This window comes from Idiomarina ramblicola, assembly GCF_003987255.1.
In the GTDB taxonomy this organism is placed as follows: domain Bacteria; phylum Pseudomonadota; class Gammaproteobacteria; order Enterobacterales; family Alteromonadaceae; genus Idiomarina; species Idiomarina ramblicola.
Genome location: NZ_PIQC01000001.1, coordinates 649399 through 674565, shown reverse-complemented (window position 1 = coordinate 674565; position 25167 = coordinate 649399). Strand labels below are relative to the sequence as shown.

28 protein-coding genes are annotated in these 25167 nt (G+C 48.4%); 19 read left to right on the top strand and 9 right to left on the bottom strand.

Annotated elements, in window-relative coordinates; translation table 11 throughout:
* Window positions 1–42: 42 nt before the first annotated feature.
* From htpG to CWI78_RS03310, 5 genes are all read left to right on the top strand, one after another.
* A complete protein-coding gene (gene htpG, locus CWI78_RS03330; protein WP_126780215.1) occupies window positions 43–1956 on the top strand; it encodes a molecular chaperone HtpG in 1914 nt (637 codons plus the stop codon).
* Between the two features lie 117 nt (window positions 1957–2073).
* On the top strand, window positions 2074–2721 hold the full coding sequence (adk, locus tag CWI78_RS03325) for an adenylate kinase (protein WP_126780213.1): 648 nt from the start codon (window positions 2074–2076) through the stop codon (window positions 2719–2721).
* Between the two features lie 76 nt (window positions 2722–2797).
* On the top strand, window positions 2798–3205 hold the full coding sequence (locus CWI78_RS03320; RefSeq protein ID WP_126780211.1) for an MAPEG family protein: 408 nt from the start codon (window positions 2798–2800) through the stop codon (window positions 3203–3205).
* 9 nt (window positions 3206–3214) lie between these two features.
* The gene (locus CWI78_RS03315) at window positions 3215–3997 is read left to right on the top strand and encodes an alpha/beta fold hydrolase (RefSeq protein ID WP_126780209.1); all 783 of its coding nucleotides are present in this window, start codon (window positions 3215–3217) and stop codon (window positions 3995–3997) included.
* Between the two features lie 24 nt (window positions 3998–4021).
* Window positions 4022–5410: an MATE family efflux transporter gene (locus tag CWI78_RS03310; protein WP_126780207.1), complete on the top strand. Its 1389-nt coding sequence runs from the start codon at window positions 4022–4024 to the stop codon at window positions 5408–5410.
* Here CWI78_RS03310 and hisIE read toward each other — a convergent pair.
* The 8 genes from hisIE to hisG are packed head-to-tail and all read right to left on the bottom strand — an operon-like array spanning window position 5407 to window position 12461.
* Window positions 5407–6015 (bottom strand): bifunctional phosphoribosyl-AMP cyclohydrolase/phosphoribosyl-ATP diphosphatase HisIE, encoded by a 609-nt coding sequence (gene hisIE, locus CWI78_RS03305; RefSeq protein ID WP_126780205.1) that lies wholly within the window; start codon window positions 6013–6015, stop codon window positions 5407–5409. The genes CWI78_RS03310 and hisIE overlap by 4 nt on opposite strands.
* Window positions 6012–6809, bottom strand: a complete 798-nt coding sequence (gene hisF, locus CWI78_RS03300) for an imidazole glycerol phosphate synthase subunit HisF (protein WP_126780203.1) — start codon at window positions 6807–6809, stop codon at window positions 6012–6014. Before hisF ends, hisIE begins: the two co-directional genes overlap by 4 nt.
* A complete protein-coding gene (gene hisA / locus CWI78_RS03295) occupies window positions 6791–7528 on the bottom strand; it encodes a 1-(5-phosphoribosyl)-5-[(5-phosphoribosylamino)methylideneamino]imidazole-4-carboxamide isomerase (RefSeq protein WP_126780201.1) in 738 nt (245 codons plus the stop codon). Before hisA ends, hisF begins: the two co-directional genes overlap by 19 nt.
* Window positions 7522–8112: an imidazole glycerol phosphate synthase subunit HisH gene (gene hisH / locus CWI78_RS03290; RefSeq protein ID WP_126780199.1), complete on the bottom strand. Its 591-nt coding sequence runs from the start codon at window positions 8110–8112 to the stop codon at window positions 7522–7524. The genes hisA and hisH overlap by 7 nt, the downstream gene beginning before the upstream one ends.
* Entirely contained in the window at window positions 8109–9185 is a 1077-nt protein-coding gene (gene hisB / locus CWI78_RS03285) for a bifunctional histidinol-phosphatase/imidazoleglycerol-phosphate dehydratase HisB (protein ID WP_126780197.1), read from the bottom strand. Before hisB ends, hisH begins: the two co-directional genes overlap by 4 nt.
* Window positions 9182–10240 (bottom strand): histidinol-phosphate transaminase, encoded by a 1059-nt coding sequence (hisC, locus tag CWI78_RS03280; RefSeq protein WP_126780195.1) that lies wholly within the window; start codon window positions 10238–10240, stop codon window positions 9182–9184. Before hisC ends, hisB begins: the two co-directional genes overlap by 4 nt.
* A complete protein-coding gene (gene hisD / locus CWI78_RS03275; protein ID WP_126780194.1) occupies window positions 10237–11565 on the bottom strand; it encodes a histidinol dehydrogenase in 1329 nt (442 codons plus the stop codon). The genes hisC and hisD overlap by 4 nt, the downstream gene beginning before the upstream one ends.
* Window positions 11566–11567: 2 nt before the next feature.
* Window positions 11568–12461, bottom strand: coding sequence for an ATP phosphoribosyltransferase (gene hisG / locus CWI78_RS03270; RefSeq protein ID WP_126780192.1), 894 nt, complete (start codon window positions 12459–12461; stop codon window positions 11568–11570).
* Between the two features lie 336 nt (window positions 12462–12797).
* On the opposite strand from hisG, the gene CWI78_RS03265 reads away from it, so the two are divergent.
* The 11 genes from CWI78_RS03265 to CWI78_RS03215 all read left to right on the top strand — a co-directional run bounded on the left by CWI78_RS03265 (window position 12798) and on the right by CWI78_RS03215 (window position 22286).
* Window positions 12798–13073, top strand: a complete 276-nt coding sequence (locus CWI78_RS03265; protein ID WP_126780190.1) for a hypothetical protein — start codon at window positions 12798–12800, stop codon at window positions 13071–13073.
* Between the two features lie 49 nt (window positions 13074–13122).
* A complete protein-coding gene (locus tag CWI78_RS03260) occupies window positions 13123–15060 on the top strand; it encodes a DNA repair helicase YoaA (RefSeq protein ID WP_126780188.1) in 1938 nt (645 codons plus the stop codon).
* Window positions 15053–15736 carry a tRNA (adenosine(37)-N6)-threonylcarbamoyltransferase complex dimerization subunit type 1 TsaB gene (tsaB, locus tag CWI78_RS03255; protein WP_126780186.1) on the top strand — a complete coding sequence of 228 codons (684 nt, stop codon included), beginning with the start codon at window positions 15053–15055 and terminating at the stop codon, window positions 15734–15736. The genes CWI78_RS03260 and tsaB overlap by 8 nt, the downstream gene beginning before the upstream one ends.
* 66 nt (window positions 15737–15802) lie before the next feature.
* Window positions 15803–16102, top strand: coding sequence for a hypothetical protein (locus CWI78_RS03250; RefSeq protein ID WP_126780184.1), 300 nt, complete (start codon window positions 15803–15805; stop codon window positions 16100–16102).
* A gap of 12 nt (window positions 16103–16114) precedes the next feature.
* Window positions 16115–16705 (top strand): Slp family lipoprotein, encoded by a 591-nt coding sequence (locus CWI78_RS03245; RefSeq protein ID WP_126780182.1) that lies wholly within the window; start codon window positions 16115–16117, stop codon window positions 16703–16705.
* A gap of 12 nt (window positions 16706–16717) precedes the next feature.
* The gene (locus CWI78_RS03240; protein WP_126780180.1) at window positions 16718–17587 is read left to right on the top strand and encodes an alpha/beta fold hydrolase; all 870 of its coding nucleotides are present in this window, start codon (window positions 16718–16720) and stop codon (window positions 17585–17587) included.
* Window positions 17588–17675: 88 nt separating this feature from the next.
* Window positions 17676–19343: a long-chain-fatty-acid--CoA ligase FadD gene (fadD, locus tag CWI78_RS03235; RefSeq protein ID WP_126780178.1), complete on the top strand. Its 1668-nt coding sequence runs from the start codon at window positions 17676–17678 to the stop codon at window positions 19341–19343.
* Window positions 19340–20509 carry a ribonuclease D gene (gene rnd / locus CWI78_RS03230; protein WP_126780176.1) on the top strand — a complete coding sequence of 390 codons (1170 nt, stop codon included), beginning with the start codon at window positions 19340–19342 and terminating at the stop codon, window positions 20507–20509. The genes fadD and rnd overlap by 4 nt, the downstream gene beginning before the upstream one ends.
* A gap of 52 nt (window positions 20510–20561) precedes the next feature.
* A complete protein-coding gene (locus CWI78_RS03225) occupies window positions 20562–20810 on the top strand; it encodes a YcgL domain-containing protein (RefSeq protein ID WP_126780174.1) in 249 nt (82 codons plus the stop codon).
* A complete protein-coding gene (locus CWI78_RS03220) occupies window positions 20804–21838 on the top strand; it encodes a lytic murein transglycosylase (RefSeq protein ID WP_126780172.1) in 1035 nt (344 codons plus the stop codon). The genes CWI78_RS03225 and CWI78_RS03220 overlap by 7 nt, the downstream gene beginning before the upstream one ends.
* A 4-nt stretch (window positions 21839–21842) precedes the next feature.
* Entirely contained in the window at window positions 21843–22286 is a 444-nt protein-coding gene (locus CWI78_RS03215; RefSeq protein ID WP_420809834.1) for a YcgN family cysteine cluster protein, read from the top strand.
* 14 nt (window positions 22287–22300) lie between these two features.
* On the opposite strand, the gene dsbB is transcribed toward CWI78_RS03215, so the two are convergent.
* Window positions 22301–22846: a disulfide bond formation protein DsbB gene (dsbB, locus tag CWI78_RS03210; RefSeq protein WP_126780170.1), complete on the bottom strand. Its 546-nt coding sequence runs from the start codon at window positions 22844–22846 to the stop codon at window positions 22301–22303.
* A 143-nt stretch (window positions 22847–22989) separates the two neighbouring features.
* Between dsbB and fadR the strand changes: the two genes are divergently transcribed.
* The 3 genes from fadR (at window position 22990) to CWI78_RS03195 (ending at window position 25069) form a co-directional block, all read left to right on the top strand.
* Complete coding sequence (gene fadR / locus CWI78_RS03205) at window positions 22990–23700, top strand: fatty acid metabolism transcriptional regulator FadR (RefSeq protein ID WP_126780168.1); 711 nt, start codon at window positions 22990–22992, stop codon at window positions 23698–23700.
* Between the two features lie 286 nt (window positions 23701–23986).
* Window positions 23987–24358 carry a VOC family protein gene (locus CWI78_RS03200; RefSeq protein WP_126780329.1) on the top strand — a complete coding sequence of 124 codons (372 nt, stop codon included), beginning with the start codon at window positions 23987–23989 and terminating at the stop codon, window positions 24356–24358.
* 66 nt (window positions 24359–24424) lie between these two features.
* Window positions 24425–25069: a hypothetical protein gene (locus tag CWI78_RS03195; protein WP_126780166.1), complete on the top strand. Its 645-nt coding sequence runs from the start codon at window positions 24425–24427 to the stop codon at window positions 25067–25069.
* Window positions 25070–25167: the final 98 nt, after the last annotated feature.

Sequence of the window (25167 nt, the reverse complement as noted above, 5' to 3'; positions counted from 1 at the left end):
CATTGTTATTGGCATAGGTAATAACAGCAGGAGAAATATACTATGGCGGAAGCCGGTCAAATGGAAAAACATGGATTTCAGACAGAAGTAAAACAATTGCTTCACCTGATGATTCATTCTCTGTATTCCAATAAAGAAATCTTCTTACGCGAACTGGTCTCAAATGCGTCAGACGCAGCGGATAAATTGCGCTTTAAAGCCTTAAGCGACAACTCCCTGTACGGTGACGATAGTGATCTTCATGTTCGTGTGTCTGTTGATAAAGACAGCCGCACCATTACTATCAGCGACAACGGCGTTGGTATGACCCGTGACGATGTCATGAACAACCTGGGTACTATCGCTAAGTCAGGCACAGCCGAGTTCTTCGGTCAATTGTCCGGCGATGACGCCAAAGACAGTAAGTTAATTGGCCAGTTTGGTGTCGGTTTTTATTCTGCTTTCATCGTGGCTGATGAAGTCACAGTTAGAACCCGTCCGGCATTAGAAAAGAATGCGAGCGGAGTAGAGTGGCGCTCACAAGGCGAAGGCGAGTTCGAAATCGCTGAAATTGATAAAGCCCGCCGTGGTACGGATATTATTCTGCACCTGAAAGACGATGCCGATGAGTTCTTAGATGAAAACCGTCTGCGTGGCATTATCAACAAATATTCAGAGCACCTGAGTATCCCGGTTCAAATGTGGAAAGAACCGGTACCTGAGTCAGAAGACGACGAAGGCAATAAAGTGGAAGGGCAGCCCGGCGAATGGGAAACCGTAAACTCAGGTCAGGCTCTCTGGACTCGTGAGAAGTCAGACATTACTGATGAAGAATACAAAGAGTTCTACAAAACGGTAGCGCACGACTTTGATGAACCACTGCTGTGGAGCCACAACAAAGTTGAAGGCACCACCGAGTACACCAACTTGCTGTACATTCCAAAGCGGGCTCCGTGGGATTTATGGAACCGCGAGCAACAGCACGGCGTTAAGCTTTATGTGAAGCGAGTATTCATTATGGACGACGCTGAACAGTTAATGCCGACTTATCTTCGCTTTGTACGCGGACTGGTCGATTCAAACGACTTGCCGCTGAACGTTTCGCGTGAAATTTTGCAAGATAATAAAATTACCCGTGCGATGCGTAACGGCAGTACCAAAAAAGTACTGCAAATGCTGAAGAAGCTGGCAAAAGACGATAAAGAACAGTATCAACAGTTCTGGGATACCTTTGGTAATGTGCTGAAAGAAGGTCCGGCGGAAGATCACACGAACCGTGAACGCATCGCTGAGCTGTTACGTTTTGCCTCAACGCATAACGACGGCGCGGTTCAGTCGGTGAGCCTGGATGACTACATTGAGCGCATGAAAGAAGGTCAGGATAAAGTCTTCTACATTGTTGCTGACAGCTACGAAGCCGCCAGAAATAACCCTGCGCTGGAAATCTTTAATAAGAAAGGCATTGAAGTACTGCTGCTTTCAGAGCGCATTGATGAATGGTTGATGAGCCATCTGACCGAGTTTAAAGAGAAGCAACTACAGTCCGTGACTCGGGGCGATCTTGACCTTGGCGAACTGGACGACGAGGAAGATAAAGAGGAACAGGAAAAAGCGGAAGAAGCCTTTAAAGATAACCTGGAGCGATTTGAAAAAGCGCTGGGTGAGAAGGTGAAGAAAGTTCGTGTGACAAATCGCTTAACCAATTCTCCGGCTTGTATCATTACAGACGATAACGATATGAGTACGCAAATGGCTAAGTTAATGGAAGCCGCTGGTCAGCCGGTTCCTGAAACCAAATATATCTTTGAAATAAACCCAGAGCACCCGTTGGTTCAGCGCATGCTGACCAAAGAAGATGATACCTTTAAAGAATGGGCTGAGGTGTTATTAGATCAGGCGACTCTGGCGGAGCGAGGGAACTTAAAAGACCCTGCCTCCTTTGTCACTCGTCTTAACAAATTAATGCTTAACGCTTAATTTCAGGTCTGCCGCTGTCGGTAACTCGTTGCCTGCAGCGGCTTTCTGAGCTTGTAATACCCCGCCTGTCAGGGTAAAGTTCGGGGCAGACTTTTGAATCATACAAAGAGGTTTTCTATGCGCATTATTTTGTTAGGCGCCCCGGGAGCTGGAAAAGGAACTCAGGCACAGTTCCTGATGAATACTTTCGGAATCCCTCAAATTTCCACTGGTGATATGTTGCGCTCAGCAATCAAGTCAGGGTCGGATCTGGGTAAAAAAGCCAAGCAAGTTATGGACGCCGGGCAATTGGTGTCTGACGATATCATTATCGAGTTGGTTAAAGAGCGAATTGCTGAGCCAGACTGCCAAAACGGCTTTTTGCTTGACGGCTTTCCAAGAACGATTCCACAAGCTGATGCAATGCGCGACAACGGTATTGAAATTGATTATGTGCTGGAATTTGATGTTCCGGATGAGATCATCGTTGAGCGTATGAGTGGTCGTCGTGTTCACCCAGGCTCAGGCCGCGTTTATCATGTTGAGCACAACCCACCGAAAGTGGATGGCAAAGATGATGAAACCGGCGAAGAGCTTGTCATTCGTCCGGACGACCAGGAACAGACCGTTCGTAAACGACTGTCGGTTTACCATGAGCAGACAGAACCTTTAGTAGAGTATTATCAGAAGCTGTCTGAAGAAGGTAAAACCGAGTACCACAAAATTGATGGTACGCAGCCTGTCGACAAAGTCAGTGAGCAGCTTGGCGACTTGCTTAGAAAATAACCGGTTTAGCAAAAGGCTCACATGGTGAGCCTTTTTTGATGAAGCCGACTAACAAATAAAAAATAAGGGGCAGCAAGTGACAACTCAACTTACAATTACTGGTTTTTATGCTGGCGTATTGACGTTAATTTACCTTGCCCTGGCGGCGCGTATTATACGCTTACGCTGGAAGCACAGAGTCGGTATTGGTACCGGTGAAGCACCGGATCTGGAAGCCGCCGTACGCATTCATGGCAACTTTATTGAGTATGTGCCGTTGGCTCTTATTCTCTTTGCTATGATGGAAGTTCAGAACGCACCTCTAGGCTTATTACACGGTTTAGGCATTGCTCTGGTTATTGCCCGCCTGTGTCATGCCGTCGGATTGACCCGCAGTGTGGGTGTTAGTCTGCCAAGAACCATTGGTGTATTAACAACCTTTGCCGTCTTACTATTAGCTGCCGGTTATGGTATCGGTCAGTTTGTCGGTGTCAGTTTATCTTAAAGTGAAGCTATGTCTGAATTAGAATCAGGAATCCATTTATTTGGCGAGCAACAAAACCCACCTGTGGTTTTGTTGCACAGCTCTCAAAGTGCCAGTTCTCAGTGGCGTGCGTTAGTCAAGGATCTGGTTGCCAGTCACTTCGTTATCGCAGTTGATCTACTCGGCTACGGGCAGGCGCCTAACGTTGAGTTTACTGCAAACTTTCGACTGGAGCAGGAGTTACCTCGTATTATCTCCGCGGTTAAAAACCTGAGTTTGTCGCAGCCGGTTCAATTAGTTGGCCATTCCTATGGTGGCGCGGTTGCGTTAAAGCTGGCTTTAGAAAAACCATTTAAAATAGCGGCTGTCGTTCTTTATGAGCCAGTTGCTTTTCATGTATTGCCGGATGACTCTCCTGGTATGCTGGAAATTCAGGACATTAGTCAGGCGATGCATGGTAGAGATGCTATAGAATGCACTCGCACCTTTGTTGACTACTGGAACGATGCCGGTTATTTCGATGCTTTGCCGGAACGTATTCAGCAGCTTATGGTGAGTCAGGCCGACAAGGTTGCTTTGGATTTTGATGCCTTGCTTAATGAACCGCGGCGATTAGCTGATTATAGTGGTGTTGAACAAAAAGTACTGTTATTACAAGGTAAGCACACTCGGCGCAGCGCCAACGCGGTTGCGGAAGCGTTATCCACGGTTTTACCTGATGTTGAAAGAGAATCCGTTGCCGCAGGCCACATGGGGCCATTAACCCACCCGGCTGACGTAAATGAGCGTATTTTACGGTTTTTAAGAAATTAACCCTAACCCAGAGAATGAAAACGAGTGAACTGGTGGAGTAATAATAAAGGCGAATGTCGCAAACTGGCTAAGCTGACCGGTCCTATTCTGGTTGCTCAATTAACTCAAATGTTAATGAGTGTGGTTGATACCGTTATGGCCGGGCGTAAAGGGGCAGTAGATCTGGCTGCGGTATCTGTCGGCAGTAGTATTTTTGTACCCGCAACTTTATTGGTGTTTGGCCTGGCTTTAGCGTTGGCTCCCATCATTTCTCATCTCGATGGGTCCAATTCACACCGGCGCGTTGCCAACATACTGCAACAGGGCTTATACGCTTGCGCTATTGTTGGCGTCATAACCCTTGTGGGAATGTCATCAGCCCCCTGGTTGTTAGACATTATGGAAGTTGAAGACGATTTTCGGGCCATTACGCTGGATTACCTCTTCTATATAGCCTGGGGGATCCCCGGCTTTGTTATTTACGCGGTATTGAGAAACTTCTGCGAGGGTATGTCGAACACCATGCCATCGCTGATCATTGGTTTTATCGGCTTACTCATCAACATACCGGCAAACTACATTTTTGTTTATGGTGAGTTTGGTATGCCAGAGCTTGGTGGTGCAGGCTGCGGTCTTGCTACAGCAATTGTGCTGTGGGGCATGGCTTTCTCTATGGCGATTTATACCTTTACTGCCAAGCGCTACAAACGACTAAGGTTGCTACGGCGTTGGTATCGCCCCAACTGGGATGATGTTACTTACGTTATTCGTATTGGCTTTCCTATCTCTATGTCGCTCTTTTTCGAAGTCAGTTTGTTTGCGGCGGTGGCTTTGTTGATCGCCCCGCTGGGGCCAACGGTGGTTTCTGCCCACCAAATTGCACTGAACATTAGTTCACTGGTGTATATGGTGCCACTGAGTATCTCTATGGCGGTGACTTTACGGGTAGGTTTTGCGTTGGGAGCAGGTGACCCGAAGAATGCCATGTTAAGCTTTAAAATCGCCATGTTATTCGGTGGCGTTTTTGCGGCCGTTAACGGCTTGATTATGTACCTGGGCGGCGGCTGGTTAGCCAGTCTCTATACCCCGGACACGGGCATTATCAATTTGGCAGCGACTCTAATGGGGCTGGCCGCTATCTTTACCATTTCAGACACTTTCCAGGCAATTTCGATTGGTACCCTGCGTGGCTACAAAGACACCAAGTACCCGATGATATTGGCTTTTATTTCTTACTGGCCATTTGGTTTAACGGTGGGCTTTATTCTGGGACGAACCGATTGGGTGGTGCCGGCCATGGGCGCTGCGGGCTTCTGGATTGGCTTTATCAGTGGTTTAAGTGTCGCGGCGGTCCTGTTGTCACTGCGCTTACGCCGCGTATCCCGCAAATACGAACGTAAGCACTTCCGCGAACAACTCAATAGCGCCGCTTAACCGCGACGCTTAGCTAGTACCTCTAGTACGTCTTCCAGGCTAAGTTCGCTGGCTTGCAGCACAACCAGCAAGTGATAGAGTAAGTCGGCACTTTCGTTCACTAGTTCGTCTTTGTCTTCGGTGGCTGCTGCTAATGCAACTTCAACGCCTTCTTCTCCCACCTTTTGCGCAGCCCGCTTTAAGCCTTTAGCGAACAGGCTGGCGGTATAGCTTTTACTGGCATCCGCACCTTTACGACTGGCAATGAGCGCATCCAGCTCTTGCAGTAAAGGCTTGGGAGCGTCCGCAAAGCAACTGCGGGTGCCTAAGTGGCAGGTGGGTCCGTCGGGCAAAGCATGAACTAATAATGCGTCGTTATCGCAGTCCGAAAAAATACCTTCAAGCTGAAGGTAGTTTTTCGAGCTTTCGCCTTTAGTCCATAAACGCTCTTTACTGCGGCTGTAAAACGTCGTTTTGCCGGTTGATAAACTCTCTTTCACAGCGTCAGCGTTCATATAGGCCTGCATCAGTACTTCACCGGTTAAAGCGTGTTGTACCGTGCAGGGCAGTAGGCCCGACATTTTCTCCCAGGCAAGCTGGTCTATATTATTGAAATCAATTTTCATGTCGTCTCCTGAAGTGCTTCAATCGGGCGAACGGCAATCTTATTGGCCGCCATTGCGGTTTTGACATCACTGATACTAAACAGGTTCTTGTGAAACACAGAAGCAGCCAGAGCACCGTCAACCTGCGCTATTTTAAAGGTATCAACAAAGTGCTGAATATCGCCCGCACCGCCAGAGGCAATTAAAGGCACCGAGCAAAAGCCCCGCAACGCCGATAACTGCTCGATATCATAACCCTTGCGCACACCGTCCTGATTCATACAGTTCAGTACTATTTCACCGGCGCCACGGGAAATGACTTCCTGCAGCCAGTCTTTTGTCTGCCATGCCGATTTACGTGATTTGCTTTCATCGCCGGTAAACTGGTGGACTTCGTATTCGCCAGACTGATCGTTATAAAAGCTGTCGATGCCAATAACGATGCACTGCTGACCAAACTCCTCAACCAGAGTATTAATTAAATCTGGATTAAGCAGGGCAGGCGAGTTAATCGAAATTTTATCGGCTCCCATAGACAGCATGGTCTGAGCATGCTCAATGGAGCGGATACCGCCGGCAACGGTAAACGGAATATTGATTTCCCGGGCAACTCGTTCAACCCAGGACTTATCCACCGTACGGCCATCTGCCGATGCGGTAATGTCATAAAACACCAACTCGTCGGCACCGCTCTCTGCATAGCGTTTGGCTAACGGCAGAATGTCACCAATAATTTCATGGTTACGAAACTTAACCCCTTTAACCACTTGACCGTCACGAACGTCTAGGCAAGGTATTACGCGTTTTGCCAGCATTCTAATGCCTCCTGCATAGTGAAAGCGCCGGTAAGTAAGGACTTACCCAGAATGACCGAGTCACAGTTAACAGCTTTTAAATCGGTCAGGTCGTCTAAACAACTGACACCACCGGATGCCTGCCAGACCACTTGCGGGTACAGCTGTTTGTAGCGCTGATACAGCTCAACATTGGTGCCTTTCATGGTGCCGTCTTTGCTGATGTCGGTGCACAGTACATGGCGACAGCCTAAATCAAGGTAGCGATTCAGAATGTCGTCTAACGTATGTGTGCTGGCTTGTTGCCAGCCGTGGGTAGCGACCATGGCGTTCCCGTCTTGGTTAATATTGACATCGAGTGCCAGCACAATTTTCTCCGCACCGTACATTTCAAACCAACGTGTCACTTTCTCTGGCTGGTTAACGGCGGTTGAGCCAATGACCGCGCGCTCAATACCGGCTTCAAATAAGGTTTCAAGATCCGCTGTAGTGCGTATTCCGCCGCCGGCCTGGCACTTCATTCCCGATGCAGATGCCAGTTTAGCCAGCAGTTGCTGCTGACGTTTCTCAGGGTCTTTAGCGCCGTCCAAATCAACCAGGTGCAGCCATTCGGCACCGGCTTCAGCATAAAGTTGGGCCTGACCCAGTGGGGTTAAGTCAAATTCAGTTTTTTGGGCAAAGTCGCCCTGATACAGGCGCACAACTTTACCGTCGATTAAATCCAGGGCAGGTATCAGCATAACTCTAACTCCAGAAAACGTTTTAACAGGGCTTCGCCGGTTTTGCCAGAGCGCTCGGGATGAAACTGCGCACCAAAATAATTGTTGTGGCGTATCATTGAGGCAAAGCGTTCACCATATTCACTGCTGGCAATAGTGTACTCATCCACTGCTACCGCAAAACTGTGTACGAAGTAGCAATAACTGTCTTGATCGTCGACTAGCGGGTTGTCAGCGGTGGGCTGCAGCGTATTCCAGCCCATGTGCGGCAAAGGTAAACCACATTGCGGTAGGCGCTTGGTTTGAGCCGGGATGAGATTAAGACAGTCAACGTCACCTTCTTCTGAGTGTGAGGTCAATAACTGCATGCCCAGGCAAATACCCAGCACCGGCTGGGTTAATTCACGCAGTGGCTCAACTAATTGCTTACGTTGTAAGTTACGCATTGCCGCCGCCGCAGTACCCACGCCGGGTAAAATAACGCGGTCAGCTGACCTTATCTTTTCAACATCATCGGTAATAAGCACCGAATACCCCAGACGTTCCACCGCAAAACGAACCGACGTCAGATTGGCACACTCGGTATCGACAATCACCACACTCATGCCAGCATCCCCTTACTTGACGGCAGCTGTTGGTCTCCGGTTTTGGTCATGGCCTGACGCAGTGCCCGGCCAAACACCTTAAACAGGCTCTCGACCTGGTGGTGGGTATTACCCTCGGTGGTCGACAAGTGAAGGCTCATTGCCATAGCGTCGGTTAATGAGCGGAAAAAGTGCTCAACCATCTCGGTGGATAACTCGCCGACTTTGTCGCGGGTGAAATCCGCTTCCCACTTTAAGTAAGGGCGTCCGGATAAATCGATCAGACATTCCGCCCGGCATTCATCCATAGGCAGAGCAAAACCAAAGCGGCCAATACCGCGCTTATCGCCAAGCGCTGAGCGTAATGCCTGACCCAACGCCAGAGCAGTGTCTTCAATGGTGTGGTGATCGTCAATGTGTAAGTCACCTTTAACCTTAACCGAAAGCGAGAAACCTGCGTGCGTAGCTATTTGCTCAAGCATGTGGTCAAAAAAGCCAATGCCGGTATCAAATTCGCGCGGTGCCTGGCTGTCTAAATCCACCTTAATGTTGATGTCCGTTTCCCGGGTCGTACGGGTAACCGAAGCGGTACGTGGGTTGTCCAGTAATTGGTGAACAATGGCATCCCAGTTGAGTTCGGTGCGGCTGTAACGCAGGCCTTCAATACCCATATTCTCGGCCAGTTGCAGGTCGGTTTCACGGTCGCCTATAACGTAGGAATTCGTGAAATCGACGCGACCCTCTTTCAGGTACGACTTTACCAGCCCAAGCGCAGGTTTACGGCAACTGCAGTTGTCACTGTCAAAGTGAGGGCAGATCAAAACATCGTCAAAACGAATACCCTGCGACTCAAACACCGACATCATTAAATTGTGGGGCGCATCAAAATCGGCCTGCGGGAAACTGTCTGTGCCGAGGCCATCCTGGTTGGACACGATGACCAACTGGTAACCGGCCTGTTGCAGTTTTAGCAAAGCCGGTACCACGTTCGGTTCAAACACCAGCTTCTCAACGCTGTCCAGTTGCTTGTCCGTGGTTGGCTCTTCGACCAATGTTCCGTCACGGTCGATAAATAGAATAGGCTTCTGGCTCATGAAAAATAATCCTTTAACTGTTGAATCAGTTCGTCATTTTCGGCTGCGTTACCAATGGTTATGCGAACAACGTTGTCCAGGCCACGTTGTGCCGACTGGTTACGTACTAACAAGCCGTTATCGGCAAGTGCTTTCACTAAATCAGCGGCATCTTCACACTCATACAGTAAAAAGTTTGTGTCACTTTCCGATACTAGGGTCAGTGGTGTTTGCTCTAGATTCTTTTGCACTCGGGTTCGCTCGGACAGTAAGCTGGCTACCTGTTGCTGAAGTCGTTCAAGCGAACTTGTCTGCAAAGCATGAACCGCAATTTGCACTGTCGGATCAGGTAAAGGATAAGGTGCCAACACTTTTTGTAGTAACTCAATAATCTCGTCGTTAGCCAGCAAAAAACCACAGCGAATGCCGGCCAGAGCAAAGGCTTTCGATAAAGTACGTAACACCACTAGGTTGGGGTACCGTTCCAGCCAATTAACAACGCTGTCACCGGAGCTGAACTCAATATAGGCTTCATCAACCACCACAATAGAACGTGGTGAGTGTTGCAGTACTTGTTCAATATCATCGGTATTCAGTGCATTACCCAGCGGGTTTGAAGGTGAACACAGGAAAATGACCTTGCACTCAGCGGATGCCTCGATGACCGCTTCGGTATCGAGCTGCCAGTTGTTCAACAAAGGAACCTCAGTAACACCAACAGCAAAGGTTTTAGCCGAAATAGCATACATGCCGTAAGTGGGTGGGCAAATCAGTACCTTGTCCTGGCCCGGTTCACAAAAAGCTCGTATCAGTAATTCAATACCCTCATCTGAACCACGGCTGCTTAACAACTGTGAGGCATCAATTCCGGCGTATTCAGCGTAGGCCTGATTTAGCGGCTTAGACTGAAACTCCGGGTAACGGTTAAGTTTACTGTCGTCAACCGAGTACGAGTTACTGTACGGCGATTCGTTCGCGTTCAGCCAGATATTGCCGCCACTCATGCTACGTCGTGCAGAGGCGTATGGCGTTAGCTGCTTTAGGTGTTGGCGCTGTAACTGATTAACAATGCTCATAAACGACTCTCCGTACGCTGAGTTTCTGTACGAATAGTAACGGCGCGTTTGTGCGCGTCTAAACCTTCAACGTCAGCCAAAGTCGTAATGGCTTCTGCTAACTGGCGTAGTCCGTCTTGGCTGGCTTCCTGTACCGTATAACGACGGTAAAAATCGACCAGCCCAAGGCTGCTGTAATTGCGGGCATAGCCATAAGTTGGCAGCACGTGGTTGGTGCCGGTGGCGTAGTCTCCGCCGGACTCCGGCGTATAATGTCCGACAAAGACTGAGCCTGCTTGGGTTAACTGTGGCAGAAGCTCACGCGCGTTGTCCGTCTGAATAGAAAGGTGCTCGGGTGCATAAGTTTCGCTAATGGTTATGGCTTCATTCATATCGGCTACCACCAGCAGACGGCTTGACAACAATGCCTGCTCAGCAATATCGGCGCGACTTAGCTGAGTGCATTGTGCAATCAGCTCCTGCCGTACATTTTCGGCTACTGTCATTGACGGTGTAAGCAAAATAACTTGAGAGTCGGGTCCGTGCTCGGCTTGTGACAATAAATCTGCCGCCACATAAGCGGGGTTTGCGCTGTCATCAGCAATGACTAACAGCTCTGAAGGTCCGGCTGGTAAATCCATGGCACAGCCACTGTCATTTTGGCTGACTTGTTGTTTGGCTTCGGTCACAAAGCTGTTACCCGGGCCAAACACTTTACCTACAGCAGGCGATGACTCTATACCGTACGCCAGCGCACCAATCGCCTGAGCGCCGCCACACAGGAGAATATCGGTTACGCCGCAACGCTTAGCCGCGTAGAGTAAAGCCGCCGGTAATTCGCCCTGTTGGTTTGGCGGGCTGACCATAACCACACGCTGACACCCGGCAATTTGCGCGGGTACACCCAGCATTAAAGCAGTGGAGGGCAAGGTTGCGCTGCCCCCGGGAATGTATAAACCGACGGCGTCTAAAGGTGCGTAACGCAGTTCACATTGCACGCCAGGCGCTGTTTCAATGCTTAAATCTTCTGGGCGTTGCGCTTCGTGAAAGCGATAGATCGTTTGGTACGCGGTGTCTATGGCGCGTTTCACATGGTCATCTAAGCTGGCAATAGCGGATTGGATTTGCTTATCGTCTAACCGCAATGACGTCGCGTTCGGATTATCGAACTGGCGTGTATAATTGAGCACTGCTCGCTCACCGCTATCACGCACGTCGCTTAAAATAACCGCGACTTTTTCACGCAAAGACTCAGCCTGAGCCTGGCCTGGGCGTGCTAAGCGCTGAGCTTGCTCCGCCGCCGTCAGGTTTTGCCATTGTTCAATGGGTATCCGTAATTCACTCATGATCACCCCATCATTTTTTCGATAGGTAATACGAGTATTGAGCTGCAGCCCATCGACTTAAGGTCTTCCATGGTCTCCCAAAACAGCTTTTCGGTGCTGACCATGTGCACGGCAACTTGTTCATCAGTGTGGCTGAGCGGCAGAATGGTTGGTGTTTCTGCGCCGGGTAATAGCTCCACCACTTGCTCCAGTTTGTCTTTTGGAGCGTGCAGCATAATGTATTTGCTTTCCCGTGCCATTTGCACGCCGTCTATGCGTGGCAGCAACTGGTCTATCATGGCCTGCTTTTCTTCTGACAGGCTGTCAGCACGTTGTATTAACTGAGCCTGAGAACGGAATATCACGTCTTTTTCGACCAATCCGTTAGCCTCCAGCGTAGCACCGGTGGAAACTAAGTCACATATTGCTTCGGCAAGGCCCGCACGGGGAGCTACTTCAACAGAACCGGTCAGCATAACGGTACGCGCATTTACGCCGTTGTCTTTCAGGTAACGCTTCAGCAACTGAGGGTAGGTGGTCGCGACTCTTAAGCCGTCTAAATCTTGCAGTGACTGATACTGGCTTTCTCGTGGCACCGCCAGCGACAAACGACACTGGCCGAACTCAAGCCCTCGTAATGGCTGATAGGCCGCTACCGAGTCGGTTGCAATGCGTTCTAAACGCACTTCTTCCAGCACGTTTTCACCCACCAGGCCTAAATCTACCACACCGTCCATAACCAAACCGGGAATGTCATCATCGCGAACGCGCAGTAAGTCGATAGGGTGACTGGTGCTGTGCGCAATTAAACGCGCTTCATTAACACTGAATTTCACGCCGCAGGCATTCAGCAATGCCATTGATTCTTTACTCAGTCGTCCTGATTTCTGTATCGCAATGGTTAAACGGTCAGTCATAACAGCTCCTAAAATGAAAAACCCCCGAAAGTGAATGCCTTTCGGGGGTTGTATAGTCAATCGAAAGGCTAGCGTTTATACGGCTAGCCCAAACATTAAGTTCACGGCTAGGCCATACAGTTCCAATGATGATGGTGGTGGCTGTGAACAAATTGCATGATTAACGCTCCAAAGAAATAAATGTACTTCGTTAAGTTGTATAGCACTATAACACTTGAGAAATGTAATGCAAGAGTAAACTTATTGGTTATTCAGTCGATATCAGGTTACTATTTGACCAGTGGTTGTATAGTCAAATAAATAACAAACCTTCTAAAGAGGTGTAAGACAAAAGCAATGGCTAACTTTGATGCAATGGTTCCGCTGATCCCCAAAGACACACGAGTGCCTGTGGATCACGCCCGTGAGCAAATGAAAATTAACCAGGTTGAAAAGATAAAAGAGCTTCGCGCCGTCAATGAAGAAGAAGGTTCGACTGTTAACAGCGACAAGCAAAGACAAGAAAATGAGCAACACCAGCAGCAAGGCCAGCCATCTGCTCAAACGGAAGTTGAAGAACTTGCAGATGACGATGAAACCTCATCTTCAGGACATATAGACACCTACGCCTGAGCAAACATCTATGTCATAATACGCGTCTATTTTTTTAGCGGTTAGGGTTATGGCAACAGTTCTATCAGTATTTAAGCCAACAGGCGAACTGGCGCAGGCAATTACAAACTTTCAGCCTCGGGCCGCCCAGCAGCAAATGGCTGAAGCCATAGCCGCCACTGTTAAGAAAAAAGGTCAGCTAGTGGTTGAGGCTGAAACCGGCACCGGCAAAACCTTTGCGTATCTTGCGCCAGTTCTTCTGGGTAAGGGCAAAGCCATTATTTCAACGGGTACTAAAAACCTTCAGGAACAACTGTTCCACCGCGACTTACCCACATTAAGAAAAGTGCTGGCACCGGAAAAAGTCGTCGCTCTATTAAAAGGTCGCTCAAATTATTTGTGTTTGCACCGTATGGAGCAGGCAACTCAGCAAGCCGGACAATTCAGTAAAGACATTCAGAGCCAGTTAATTACGGTAAAGCGCTGGGCTACCTCTACCCGTAGTGGTGATATGGGCGAGCTCAACGCCTTAGCAGAAGACGCTTCGGTGTTACCGCAGGTGACCAGTACGCAGGACAACTGCCTGGGTCGCGACTGCCCGGTGTATGAGGACTGTCATTTAGTCAAAGCGCGCAAAGAAGCCATGGAAGCCGACATTGTGGTGGTGAACCATCATCTGTTCTTTGCCGATATGGCCTTAAAGGACACCGGCTTTGGTGAGTTGATCCCCAGTGTGGATACCGTGGTGTTCGATGAAGCGCATCAGATTCCGGACATTGCCAGTCAGTATTTTGGTGAAACGGTCTCCAGTCGGCAACTGACGGAAGTGTGTGAAGAGCTGCAGCGTCTGTGTATGACAGAGCTCAAAGATTTGTCTCAGGCTAGCGCTATGGCTCGTACGTTATTACAGACTCTGAAGGACTGGCGATTGTTATTCCCGCGCGATCCTATGCGGGGCAACTGGAGAGACTGGCGTCGAAAGCCAGAGATTGCCGAAGTGGCTGAGCGTGTGCAGGAACGCCTGACCTTATTAACCGAGGTGATGAAGACCGCTATTGGGCGCAATAAAGATTTCGATAACTTATATGAGCGCGCAGAACAGCATTTGTACATCTGGCGCCAGTTGATGGACGTGGAACGTACCGGTTACAGTTTCTGGTTTGAAACCACACCGAGGCATGTCAGTTTGCATCAAACGCCATTAAGCGTTGCCAAAACCTTTGGTGGCTACATAAAACGCAATAAAATGAGCTGGGTGTTTACGTCTGCTACTCTGGCGGTGAACGAGAAGTTTGATTATTTCACCAAACGTCTAGGGATAGAAGAAGCGGACACCTTATTGCTGGAAAGTCCGTTTGATTTTGCCAAGCAGGCTAAGCTGTGTTTACCACGTTACCTGCCCGAAGCGAATGACCCTAACCGGCACCAGATGCTGACCGAAATTGCGGAGCAGTGCGTCAAGGTGAACCGGGGCGGAACCTTCTTACTTTTTACCAGCCACCGAATGTTGCAGCAAATGGCGGCCATACTGCGTAAGCGACTGGATCGGGACATTCTGGTTCAGGGCGAGTCCGGCAAAACCGAACTGCTGGAAAGCTTTACCAAAAAGGGGAACGCCGTTCTGCTGGGGACGTCGTCGTTCTGGGAAGGCGTTGATGTGCGGGGTGAGGCGTTACGTTGCGTCATTATTGACAAATTGCCGTTTGCCTCGCCGGATGACCCGTTGTTGAATGCGCGTGTTGAAGATGCTCGTTTACGTGGTGTCGATGCCTTCAGCACGATACAATTACCGCAGGCAATAATTGCGTTAAAACAGGGCGCAGGGCGCTTAATTCGCGATAAAGATGACTCCGGTGTGCTCATTGTCTGTGACAGCCGCCTGGTCACGCGCCAATACGGAAAGCAGTTTCTGGCCAGTTTACCGGCCATGTCACGAACCCGCGATTTAAATGACGCGCTGAGTTTTTTGGCGCAGGTTGCAGAGAAAGATGAAACCAACAATGACTAATTTATTAGCAATTGATACGTCGACTGAGAATTGCTCGGTGGCTTTACAGTGGCATGCAGAGTTTTTCAGTGACGCAATAGAAAGCCCAAGAGAGCATTCGCAACGCTTGCTGCCTTTTGTTGAGCACGTCCTGCAGCAAGCAAAAGCAGACTTAAGCCAGCTTGACGGGCTGGTTGTTGGTGTTGGTCCTGGTAGTTTTACCGGCGTACGCATTGGCGTATCGATGGCGCAGGGGCTGGCGTTTAGTTCTGAGCTACCGGTGTTTCCGGTCAGTAGTTTGCAGGCGCTCGCGCAACAGGCTATTCGAAAACACCAGGCGGAAGCCGTCGTTGCCTGTATCGATGCGCGAATGGGTGAAGTTTATTATGCTTTGTATCGCAACATTGATGGAGTTGCTGAACCAATAACCCAGCCTGCAGTTGCTGAGCCCTCTGCAACCTTATTTGCCGAGCATGACATTCAGGGATTTTATACAGCAGGCACCGGCTGGGATAATTATTCCGATCGGCTGGATCCTGGAAATCAGTTGAAGCACAATAGTGATTGCCGTCTGCCGTTGGCAGAGGACATGCTGACAATAGCCGCTAAAAGCGATATCACTGCGGTTGACGCAGAGAGTTTAGAGCCTTTGTATGTGCGTAATGAAGTGACCTGGAAAAAATTGCCGGGTCGGTAACTTGCTGAATGGCAGTGAACTCGCCATAATAAAATCAGTCTTACTAACAGATGAGTCATCGTTGACGTGCGAATTAATCCGCAAGCGGTTCAGCCGCTAAACAATCAGCAGCAGGGTCCACAACGGCCTGCGCCAGAAGATCAGCAACGTCAGGGACAAAACCGGACAGAAGTTGCTGACTCACGGCAGGTGGTGCCTGATGCTCGACAAAGTCAGCGGCGCGCAGAACGGTGGGAGTCATTGAATACCTTTTACGATGAACCACCACAACGTTCTCAAAAAGCACTTAACGCCTATCAGAATATTGCGTTAAGTGAAAAAAAAGAACAAATCACGTCAATGTTTGGTGTTGATGTTTACGCCTGAGTGAGGTCTGTTATGAAAACGATTTATGCAGCAGTATTTTCAACGTTAACGGCACTAGTGCTGGTTGGTTGCTCTTCCGTTCCCGATGAGCTTGCTTCTGACAATGAAGAGGCTTTGGTGAGTTATAAAGCCGCCAAGCATCAGAAGAATGAGGTTGCAGGTGAGCCCGCTCGTTGGGGTGGGGTCATTGCCGATGTTCGCAATGCTGAAGATCACACCGTGCTGGAAGTTGTCAGCTTCCCATTACAACGTTGGGGGCGTCCTGAAGTTAGCGATAACAGCGATGGACGTTTCTTAGCTATAGTTAATGACTTTGTTGACCCCGATGTCTACCAGCAAGGTCGGGCAATCAGTTTTGTCGGTACGATTGGTCAAACCCAGCAGGGAAAAATTGACGAATATGTATATACCTACCCGGTTATTGAAGCAACGGGGTATCATCTGTGGAAGGTTGAGAAGCAGAAAAGTCATGTAGAAGTTGACTATTCACCACTTTGGTTCCGTCACAATTTCTATTCTCCCCATTATCCATACCGCTACCCGGTTCCAGTACGTGTTCGCGTACAGGACAACTCGGGTACACCAGCTAAAAACCGTAATTAATCCACAGAGTTAATGGATTATCTAGCTGTTTTAGAACGAGCGACCCCGGTCAGTTATCAACTTGACTGGGGCACAGTTCGGGGTCTGTGCTGGGGAAATCCTGATGATATACAGGTTGTAGCGACTCATGGTTGGCTGGATAACAGTCACAGTTTTTTACCTTTAGCGACCCACTGGCCCTCAGATAAAGGCGGCTTACTGGCTCTTGACTGGCCTGGTCATGGCCACAGCGACCATCGGCCTGTTGGCAGCTACTATCATTTTATCGACTATGCTTATGATTTATGGCATTTGATCCAGCAACAGGGTTGGCAAAATCTGACTTTACTGGGTCATTCCATGGGGGGCTTTGTGAGCAATTTAGTCGCAGCTTTATGCCCGGAGCGTATCCATCGCTTAATCTTAGTTGAAGCTTTTGGCTTGCTGGTTTCTGATGGAACAAACGCGCGCGAGCAGCTAAAGCAAGGTTTCTTAAGCCGACAAAAGTTGCAGACACCGCGCTGGCGCAGTTATGTCGATTTTGATTCTGCAGTCGGGGTTCGTGCCGCTCAGGCGGATTTTTCCGAAGCGCTGGTTAGATTGATTGTTGAGCGAGGTAGTAAACAGGGTGAAGATGGCCGTTGGCACTGGCGTGCAGATGCCAGAGTAAAAACAACATCGGCTTATCGCTTACCCAGTTCGGCAGTGGACGACATCGTAAGCGAACTGACTATGCCGGTTATCGTAGTGCGTGGCAGCGAAGGCTATGACAAGTTAGAGAATGCGTTAGAAAAATGGCAGGATAAAGTATCTGACTTTCGTTGTGTGACGCTAAAGGGCGGACATCACGTACATATGGAACAACCTGAAAAATTAGTTGAACTGCTTGAATCACAGGTTTAGCCGTTGCTAACGACTAGGATTAACTGGTCGGATATGCGATGATTGCGCCACTGAAAATAATGATAAATAGTGAGAGGCGGAGCCTTTTATGGAAAAAATTTGGCTAAAAAATTACCCAGCCGGAGTACCGGAAACGATTGATCCGGATCATTTCGCGTCGTTGGTTGATATACTTGAACAGTCCATTGAAAAGTACCGTGAGAAAACGGCATTCGTTAATATGGACTCGGAGTTGAGTTTCAAAGAGCTGGGTGCGAAGTCTCGTCAATTTGCGGCGTATCTGCAAAGTAAGGGGCTAAAAAAAGGCGATGCAGTCGCTGTTATGATGCCTAACTTGCTGCAATATCCGGTGGCTTTATTCGGTATTTTACGAGCTGGAATGACCGTCGTTAATGTCAACCCGCTTTATACGCCTCGTGAATTAAAACATCAGCTCACTGACTCTCAAGCAAAAGCTCTGGTTATTTTAGAGAATTTTGCGCACACCTACGACAAGATAAAAGACGAAGCGCCGCTTGATTTCGTCATTACCACCCAAATTGGCGATCAGTTACCAATGCATAAACGCTGGTTAGTTAATTTTGTGGTTAAGTACATAAAGCGCATGGTGCCCTCTCATAATGTAAAAGACACCGTTAGCTTAAATCAGGCTATGGCGAAAGGAGCAATGGCTGAGTACCAGCGCCCGGACGTTACGGGCGATGACATCGCGTTCCTTCAGTACACCGGCGGAACAACCGGTGTCGCGAAAGGTGCTATGTTGTCTCACCGCAATATGGTGGCTAATCTGGAACAGGTGTCCGCCTGTATTACCCCGATTATGAGCGACGGTGAAGAAACCATCATTACCGCGTTGCCGCTGTATCACATCTTTGCATTAACGGCGAACTGCCTGACTTTTATTAAGCACGGCGGTAAAAACGTGCTCATCACAAACCCGCGTGATATGCCGAATTTTGTGAAAGAGCTGAATAAGTATCCGTTCTCAATGATTTCAGGTGTTAATACACTGTTTAACGGTCTGCTGAACACCAAAGGCTTTAAAGACGTTAACTTCTCCAATTTGAAGATAGCTCTGGGCGGCGGTATGGCGGTTCAAAGAGCGGTTGCCGAAGAATGGGAACGCGTCACCAAGTCTCGTTTGCTGGAAGGCTATGGCCTAACCGAGTGTGCGCCGGTGGTTACCGTTAATCCGTACGATATCGAATGTTACACGGGCAGCATTGGTTTACCGGTTCCGAGCACTGACGTGCGTATTGTTGATCCTGAAACACGCGAAGAAGTGGCTTTAGGTGAACCCGGCGAGCTGGAAGTCAAAGGCCCGCAGGTTATGGTGGGATATCTTAACCGTCCTGATGCGACTGCTGAGTCGATTAAAGATGGCTGGTTTGCAACCGGTGATATGGCAACGGCTGATGAACGTGGTTACTTCAAAATTGTGGATCGCAAAAAAGACATGATTTTGGTGTCGGGCTTCAATGTTTATCCAAATGAAATCGAAGACGTTTTAGCTGATCATCCGAAGATTCTTGAGTCAGCCGCAATTGGTGTACCGCATGAGTCTTCTGGTGAAGTAGTCAAAGTCTTTATTGTGGCGAAAGATAAGTCACTGACAGAACGGGAAGTTATTGATTTTTCACGCGAAAATATGACCGGGTACAAAGTACCTAAACTGGTCGAATTCCGTGATGAATTGCCGAAGTCTAATGTAGGCAAGATACTTCGCCGCGAGCTACGCGACGAGGAAGACGCTTGACTCTACCTCTGAACCTACCCGAGTCGGTACGCCAGTACCGGCTCGTTATCACAACGCAGGAACTAGACGATCTTTGTCAGCAAGCTAGGGAATCTGGTTGGTTTGCTATTGACTCAGAGTTTGTACGTGAACGAACTTACTACGCTCAGTTAGGGCTTTTGCAAATTTATGCCAACGGCACAACCGCCGTTGTTGATCCTCTCGCTGATATTGATTTAGAGCCGTTATGGCAATTGATTGCAGATGACTCAGTTGAAACCGTTCTGCATGCCGGTGGTGAGGATATTGAGCTGTTCTTCCAGCAAAGCGAAGGTCGACAACCCAAGCGTATTTTTGACAGCCAGATAGCCGCAGGCTTTTGTGGGCTTGGTGGCTCTATGGGATACGCCCGTTTGGTCGATGCGTTATTTGATGGGGTTGAGCTGGATAAGAGCTTGTCTCGCACCAACTGGCTCAAACGTCCGTTAAGTGAAGAGCAGTTAGATTATGCTGCCGCTGACGCCAGTTACTTAGCCGTGATGTATCCGTATCTTAAAGCTTTGTGTGAAGAAAAAGGTTGTCTGGAGATTGTGTACGAAGAGTCGCAAATTCAGGTACGTAAACGCACACAAAGTTGGCCAGATGATTTGCTGTATTTAGGCGTGGGTAATGCCTGGCAGTTAAATGCACGCCAGCTGGGCGCACTTAAAATTCTGACGCCATGGCGTTTGCATAAAGCGCGCGAGCGGGACATCCCTCTGGGTTTTATAGCCAAAGACGGCGTGCTACTTGAACTGGCCCGCAGAATGCCCCAAAGCGACGATGAGCTAAGCCGAATTTCTGACTTAGCGCCCATGTCACGCAAGTATTCTGGGCGGGATATTATTCGCTGTATTCAGCAAGCCAAACAAGTGCCTGAGTCTGAACTACCGGAAACCCTTGAGCGCTTAGACGATATGGAAGGCTATAAACCGACTTTTAAAGCGATTAAAAAAGTGGTGTCTGAACTTGCCGAAAGATTGCAGGTACCGGCATCTTTGGTCGCTTCTCGTAAGCAAATTAACGACCTTATTAACTTTCATTGGCAGTATTCAACGCAGCAACAACAGCGTTTGCCGCAACCAGACTTAATGGTGGGTTGGCGTAAGCAAGCAATTGGGGCAGAATTACAGGCTATAATTGGTTAACATAGAGGTTGTTAACCAATAGTGCGCCCAGCCCTTATTCAGGAGAACTGCCATGCTGTGTGATGTTTATCGCAGCTTAAAGAAAGCCGATACCTACCTTTATTTGCCTCACGGTAATGAATTCACAGAAGTACCTGACGTTTTGTGTGAACAGTTTGGTCGTGCCGAGAAGGTTTTAACAATTAACCTTGCTGGGCGTGAACAGTTGGCCCGCTTAACGGTCGAAAAGTTACAGGAACATTTGCATAACGATGGTTTCTATTTGCAGTTGCCACCGAAACGAGAGGAACTTCAATGTTGATGAATACAATAAAAGTGACAGCACTGGCTTTTTGTTTGGCTTCTTCATTTGCGCTTAGTGTGCCGGCTTTTGCCTATCAAGAAGGTGATGAAAAAGCGGATAAAAAAACTGAGGAAGTTAATCAACAGTTTGCCACCTACGTTGAAGCTCTGAAAGCAGAGGCCATTGAAAGCGGTTATAAGCAAGACACCTTAGATAAAGCTTTTGCCAAAGTGAAGTACTACGAACGAGCGGTAGAGCTTGATAAGAATCAGCCGGAGTTTAAGCTCACGCTGGATACTTATTTGCCCCGCGCCGTTCCTGAATGGAAAGCCGACAAGGCACTGGAAAAATACAACGAGCACAAAGAGCTGCTTGAAAAGGTTGGCAAAGAGTACGGCGTGCAGCCGCGCTTTATCGTCGCGCTATGGGGTATTGAAACCAACTTTGGTTCGTTCACTGGCGGTTTTGATGTGGTTTCGGCTTTAACCACGCTGGCATTCGATGGCCGTCGCGAAGCGTTTTTCAAAAAGCAGCTTTGGGAAGCCTTGACCATTATTGAGGAAGGGCACATTGCGCCCGAGCAAATGAAAGGCTCCTGGGCTGGCGCTATGGGACAAACTCAGTTTATGCCCAGCTCCTTTATGAGTTACGCCGTGGATTACGACAACGACGGCAAAAAAGACATTTGGGGCAGCTATCCTGACGTTTTTGCCTCTGCCGCTAATTACTTAAGCTCGGTTGGCTGGAAAGACGACGTAACCTGGGGACGTCAGGTGCAACTGCCGGAAGGCTTCGATGAGTCTCTGGCCGGTCTGGATACCAAGAAAAAACTGGCCGAGTGGGCCGATTTAGGGATTACTCGTTTCGACGGCTCTGAATTACCAACGCGTGACGACATTGTTGCATCAATAGTGATTCCTGATGATAACGAAGGCCGTGTTTATCTGGCTTATGCTAACTACGATGCGTTAATGCGCTGGAACCGTTCACATTACTTTGTGGCGGCAGTGGGCTATTTGTCCGACCGCATTCGCTTTCCAAGGTAATGACTTGTCGGCATTGATGAAATGGTATGAGCAGCCACTGCATACGCTGAGTCACGCACAATGGGAAGCCTTGTGCGATGGCTGTGGGCAGTGCTGCTTAAATCAGCTGCAAGACGAAGAAGATAATCTGTATTCTACTGACGTTGCCTGTCGGTTACTTGATACTGACACCGCATGTTGCACTGACTACGCTCACCGCAGCGAACGCGTACCCGCCTGTGTTACTTTAACCCCCGATAACCTCGACGATGTTTATTTTATGCCTGCCAGCTGTGCTTACCGGCTGCGAGCAGAAGGGCAGCCTTTGCCGGAATGGCACCCGCTAAGGCATGAGGGCAGTAAAGAGCCCATGAAAAAAGCCGGCTATCATGTCGCCGGCCATTGTGTCAGTGAAACGAAGTTTAAGGGTGATCTGGAGGACAGAATAGTCACCTGGCCCTTATCTTAAAAAAGAGCCTTTCATTATTTACGGTAAAGCACCAGCCCGTCTTTTTTCGTAAACGATGCAATAACGTGGCAAACCGTTACAATAATACCGATGAGCAGCAAGCCCGCGAAAATTACCGTCATCCAGCCAGGCATACCCAAGCCCAGCCATTGCCAGTCAATATCACCGCATAAACCGGGAGCCGCAAATAGCCCAGGCATCCATTCGTGCAGCGGCGCCCAATTAGGGAAGTTCGGTGCACTTTCACAGACGGCAAAAAACGCGTTTTTCGAGGTTTGTAAGTCCCAGTGATCGTAAGCAATTAACAAACCTTCGTAACTGCTGTAAAGCCAGCCAATTAAAGCTGCCCAGCGAGTTAACCAGAAGCCGGAGCCGAATAGGCCCACAATAGCGGCCAGGCCAATACCTAAAACTGCCATACGCTGGTACACGCATTTTACGCAGGGTTCTAAGTTAAGAACCATCTGGAAATATAACGCTGCCGCTAACAGTCCCGAACATCCTAAAAACAGCAATAACCAGGCAAAAGGTTTGTTAGGCCACTGACCTACAGATAGCATGGTGATTTTCCTTAAGAAACTGTAAAAACGTAGAAACCATACCCAAATCACTGAGTGTTGTCGATATAAAGCCAGAAGTTATCTTGTCCGACCTCACAGAAGGCTGCTAGAATCGCTCTATTAGTTAGTACACAGGCGGGAATATGATAATAAAAGCTAAAAGCCCGGCGGGTTTTGCCGAGGAGTACATCGTAAAATCTATCTGGAACGGGCATTTTGCACCGGGCACTATCCTACCCGCAGAGCGTGAACTGTCTGAACTTATTGGTGTGACACGAACCACCCTGCGTGAAGTACTGCAGCGCCTGGCCCGCGACGGTTGGCTGACCATCCAGCACGGTAAACCCACCAAAGTGAACAACTTTTGGGAAACTTCCGGCCTGAATATTTTAGAAACCCTGGCGCGCCTGGACGAAGACGGCATGCCCGAGTTAGTGGATCAACTGCTGTCTGCACGAACCAATATTAGCGCCATTTATATTCGCGCCGCTATTCGTCATAACCCGCAGCGGGTCATCGAGTTGTTAGAGCCCACTAGCGAGCTGGAAGACAACGAAAAAACTTTTGCCGAGTTCGATTACCAGTTAAACCACGACTTAGCTATGGCCTCCGGCAACCCCATTTATGTGCTGGTACTAAACGGCTTTAAAGGCCTGTACGCACGTATTGGACAATATTACTTTTCATCATCAGAAGCCCGCCAGCTGGCGCGAGATTATTACGCTGACTTAATTGCTGTGGCACGCGAAGGCGACTATAACGAGTCCGTAAACCTGGTTCGACGCTACGGTTACGAGTCCGCTGAAATTTGGCATGGCCTGCGTGGTGATATGCCGGATGATTTGGTGGATTGATGAGGCTGGTTTTGCGCCCCCTCCGGTAGAATGCAATTCATTTTATTGATAATGCCTGGTGATTCTTAATGAATTGCCAGGCATTTTTGTTGTCCTTGGTTTACAGGATAATTTCCAGCTTCTACCTATTGCTTCAAGCAGATTTACTCGTTTGAACTACTTTATTGTTGTGTTTCTTTTTTAACCAATTTAATGTCAATTAGATACATCAATTGTGTCGATTGATATTGAGTGTTGCTTGAAAGAAAATGTTAGTAGAGTTCAAAATGTAACTGTGGAGGCGATTATGAAACTAGGCTGCTTTTCAATTAGTTTGGCTGTGAAAGACTTGGAAAAATCGAAAGCGTTCTACGAAAAAATTGGATTCGAAGTGTTTGCCGGTGAAGAGTCTCATGGTTATTTGATAATGAAGCATGGGGACACAAATATTGGCCTATTCCAGGGTATGTTTGAAAAGAATATACTGACCTTTAATCCTGGATGGAATCAAGATGCTGAAAGTGTAGATTCTTTTGATGATGTACGTCAGTTGCTTGAGAGATTTAAGTCTAAAGGTATAGAGATAGCTGAAGATTCTATTACTGGAGCAGAAGGTCCGTCGAGCTTCTCGGTTATTGATCCAGATGGAAACCCTATTCTTATAGATCAGCATGTATAGCGACACTAAGACATGTGAGTGGACTTCCCAGGCTTTGCTAAACAGCTTTGTATGCTCGGAGAAAACATGAGAAGTATTATTGTAGCAACATTTATATTCATTCTATCAGCCTGGGCCTTTGCGGCGGATGGTGATGTAGGGAGCCAAGCAGAGTCGCAAGAACAATGTCTTAGCCAATCGGAAAGGGAAAGGTTGCTCAATCTTGACGAAAACGCTTTCGATCAAGACCTCTCTGGCAGTGGTTGGCGAGGTATAGCCGGTAAAACTGGCTGCAAAATAGCTGCCGCTAATCTGATTAGAGATTATCGCAAACGCCACGGATTAAAGAAGGCGATAATTTTTTGGCATGAAGGACAAGTGCGAGCTATGGGAAATGACTACATCTCAGCCATTAAATTATTTGAAAAAGCGAAGAAACCCCAAAAGCAAAATATAGCCGGGTGGAATGAGTATGTTGAGGCGTCAATTGCTTTTTTGAAAAGAAATAGACATGAGCTGGTGTTGGCACGTCAAGCATTATCGACCGTAAAAGCTCCGTCAGAGTTTGATGTACAAGACGGTGTATTTGAAATCCCTAATAATTCCGGTAAGCCGTTTAAAATGAGATGGCCTCCAAACATTGATGTTGTTGATGGTCTTATCAATTGTTTTGAGGAAAGTTATCGTTATGCATATGGCGATCCTGCTTGTAAACCAGCTCCACCAGACTAATAGGACGTAGTAACCTTTTCGAAAACTGCTGCTAGGCCTCGCGATAGTTTAGCTGCCTATGCGTATGGTGACACCGCGGAAGATAGCGACATGCTTAG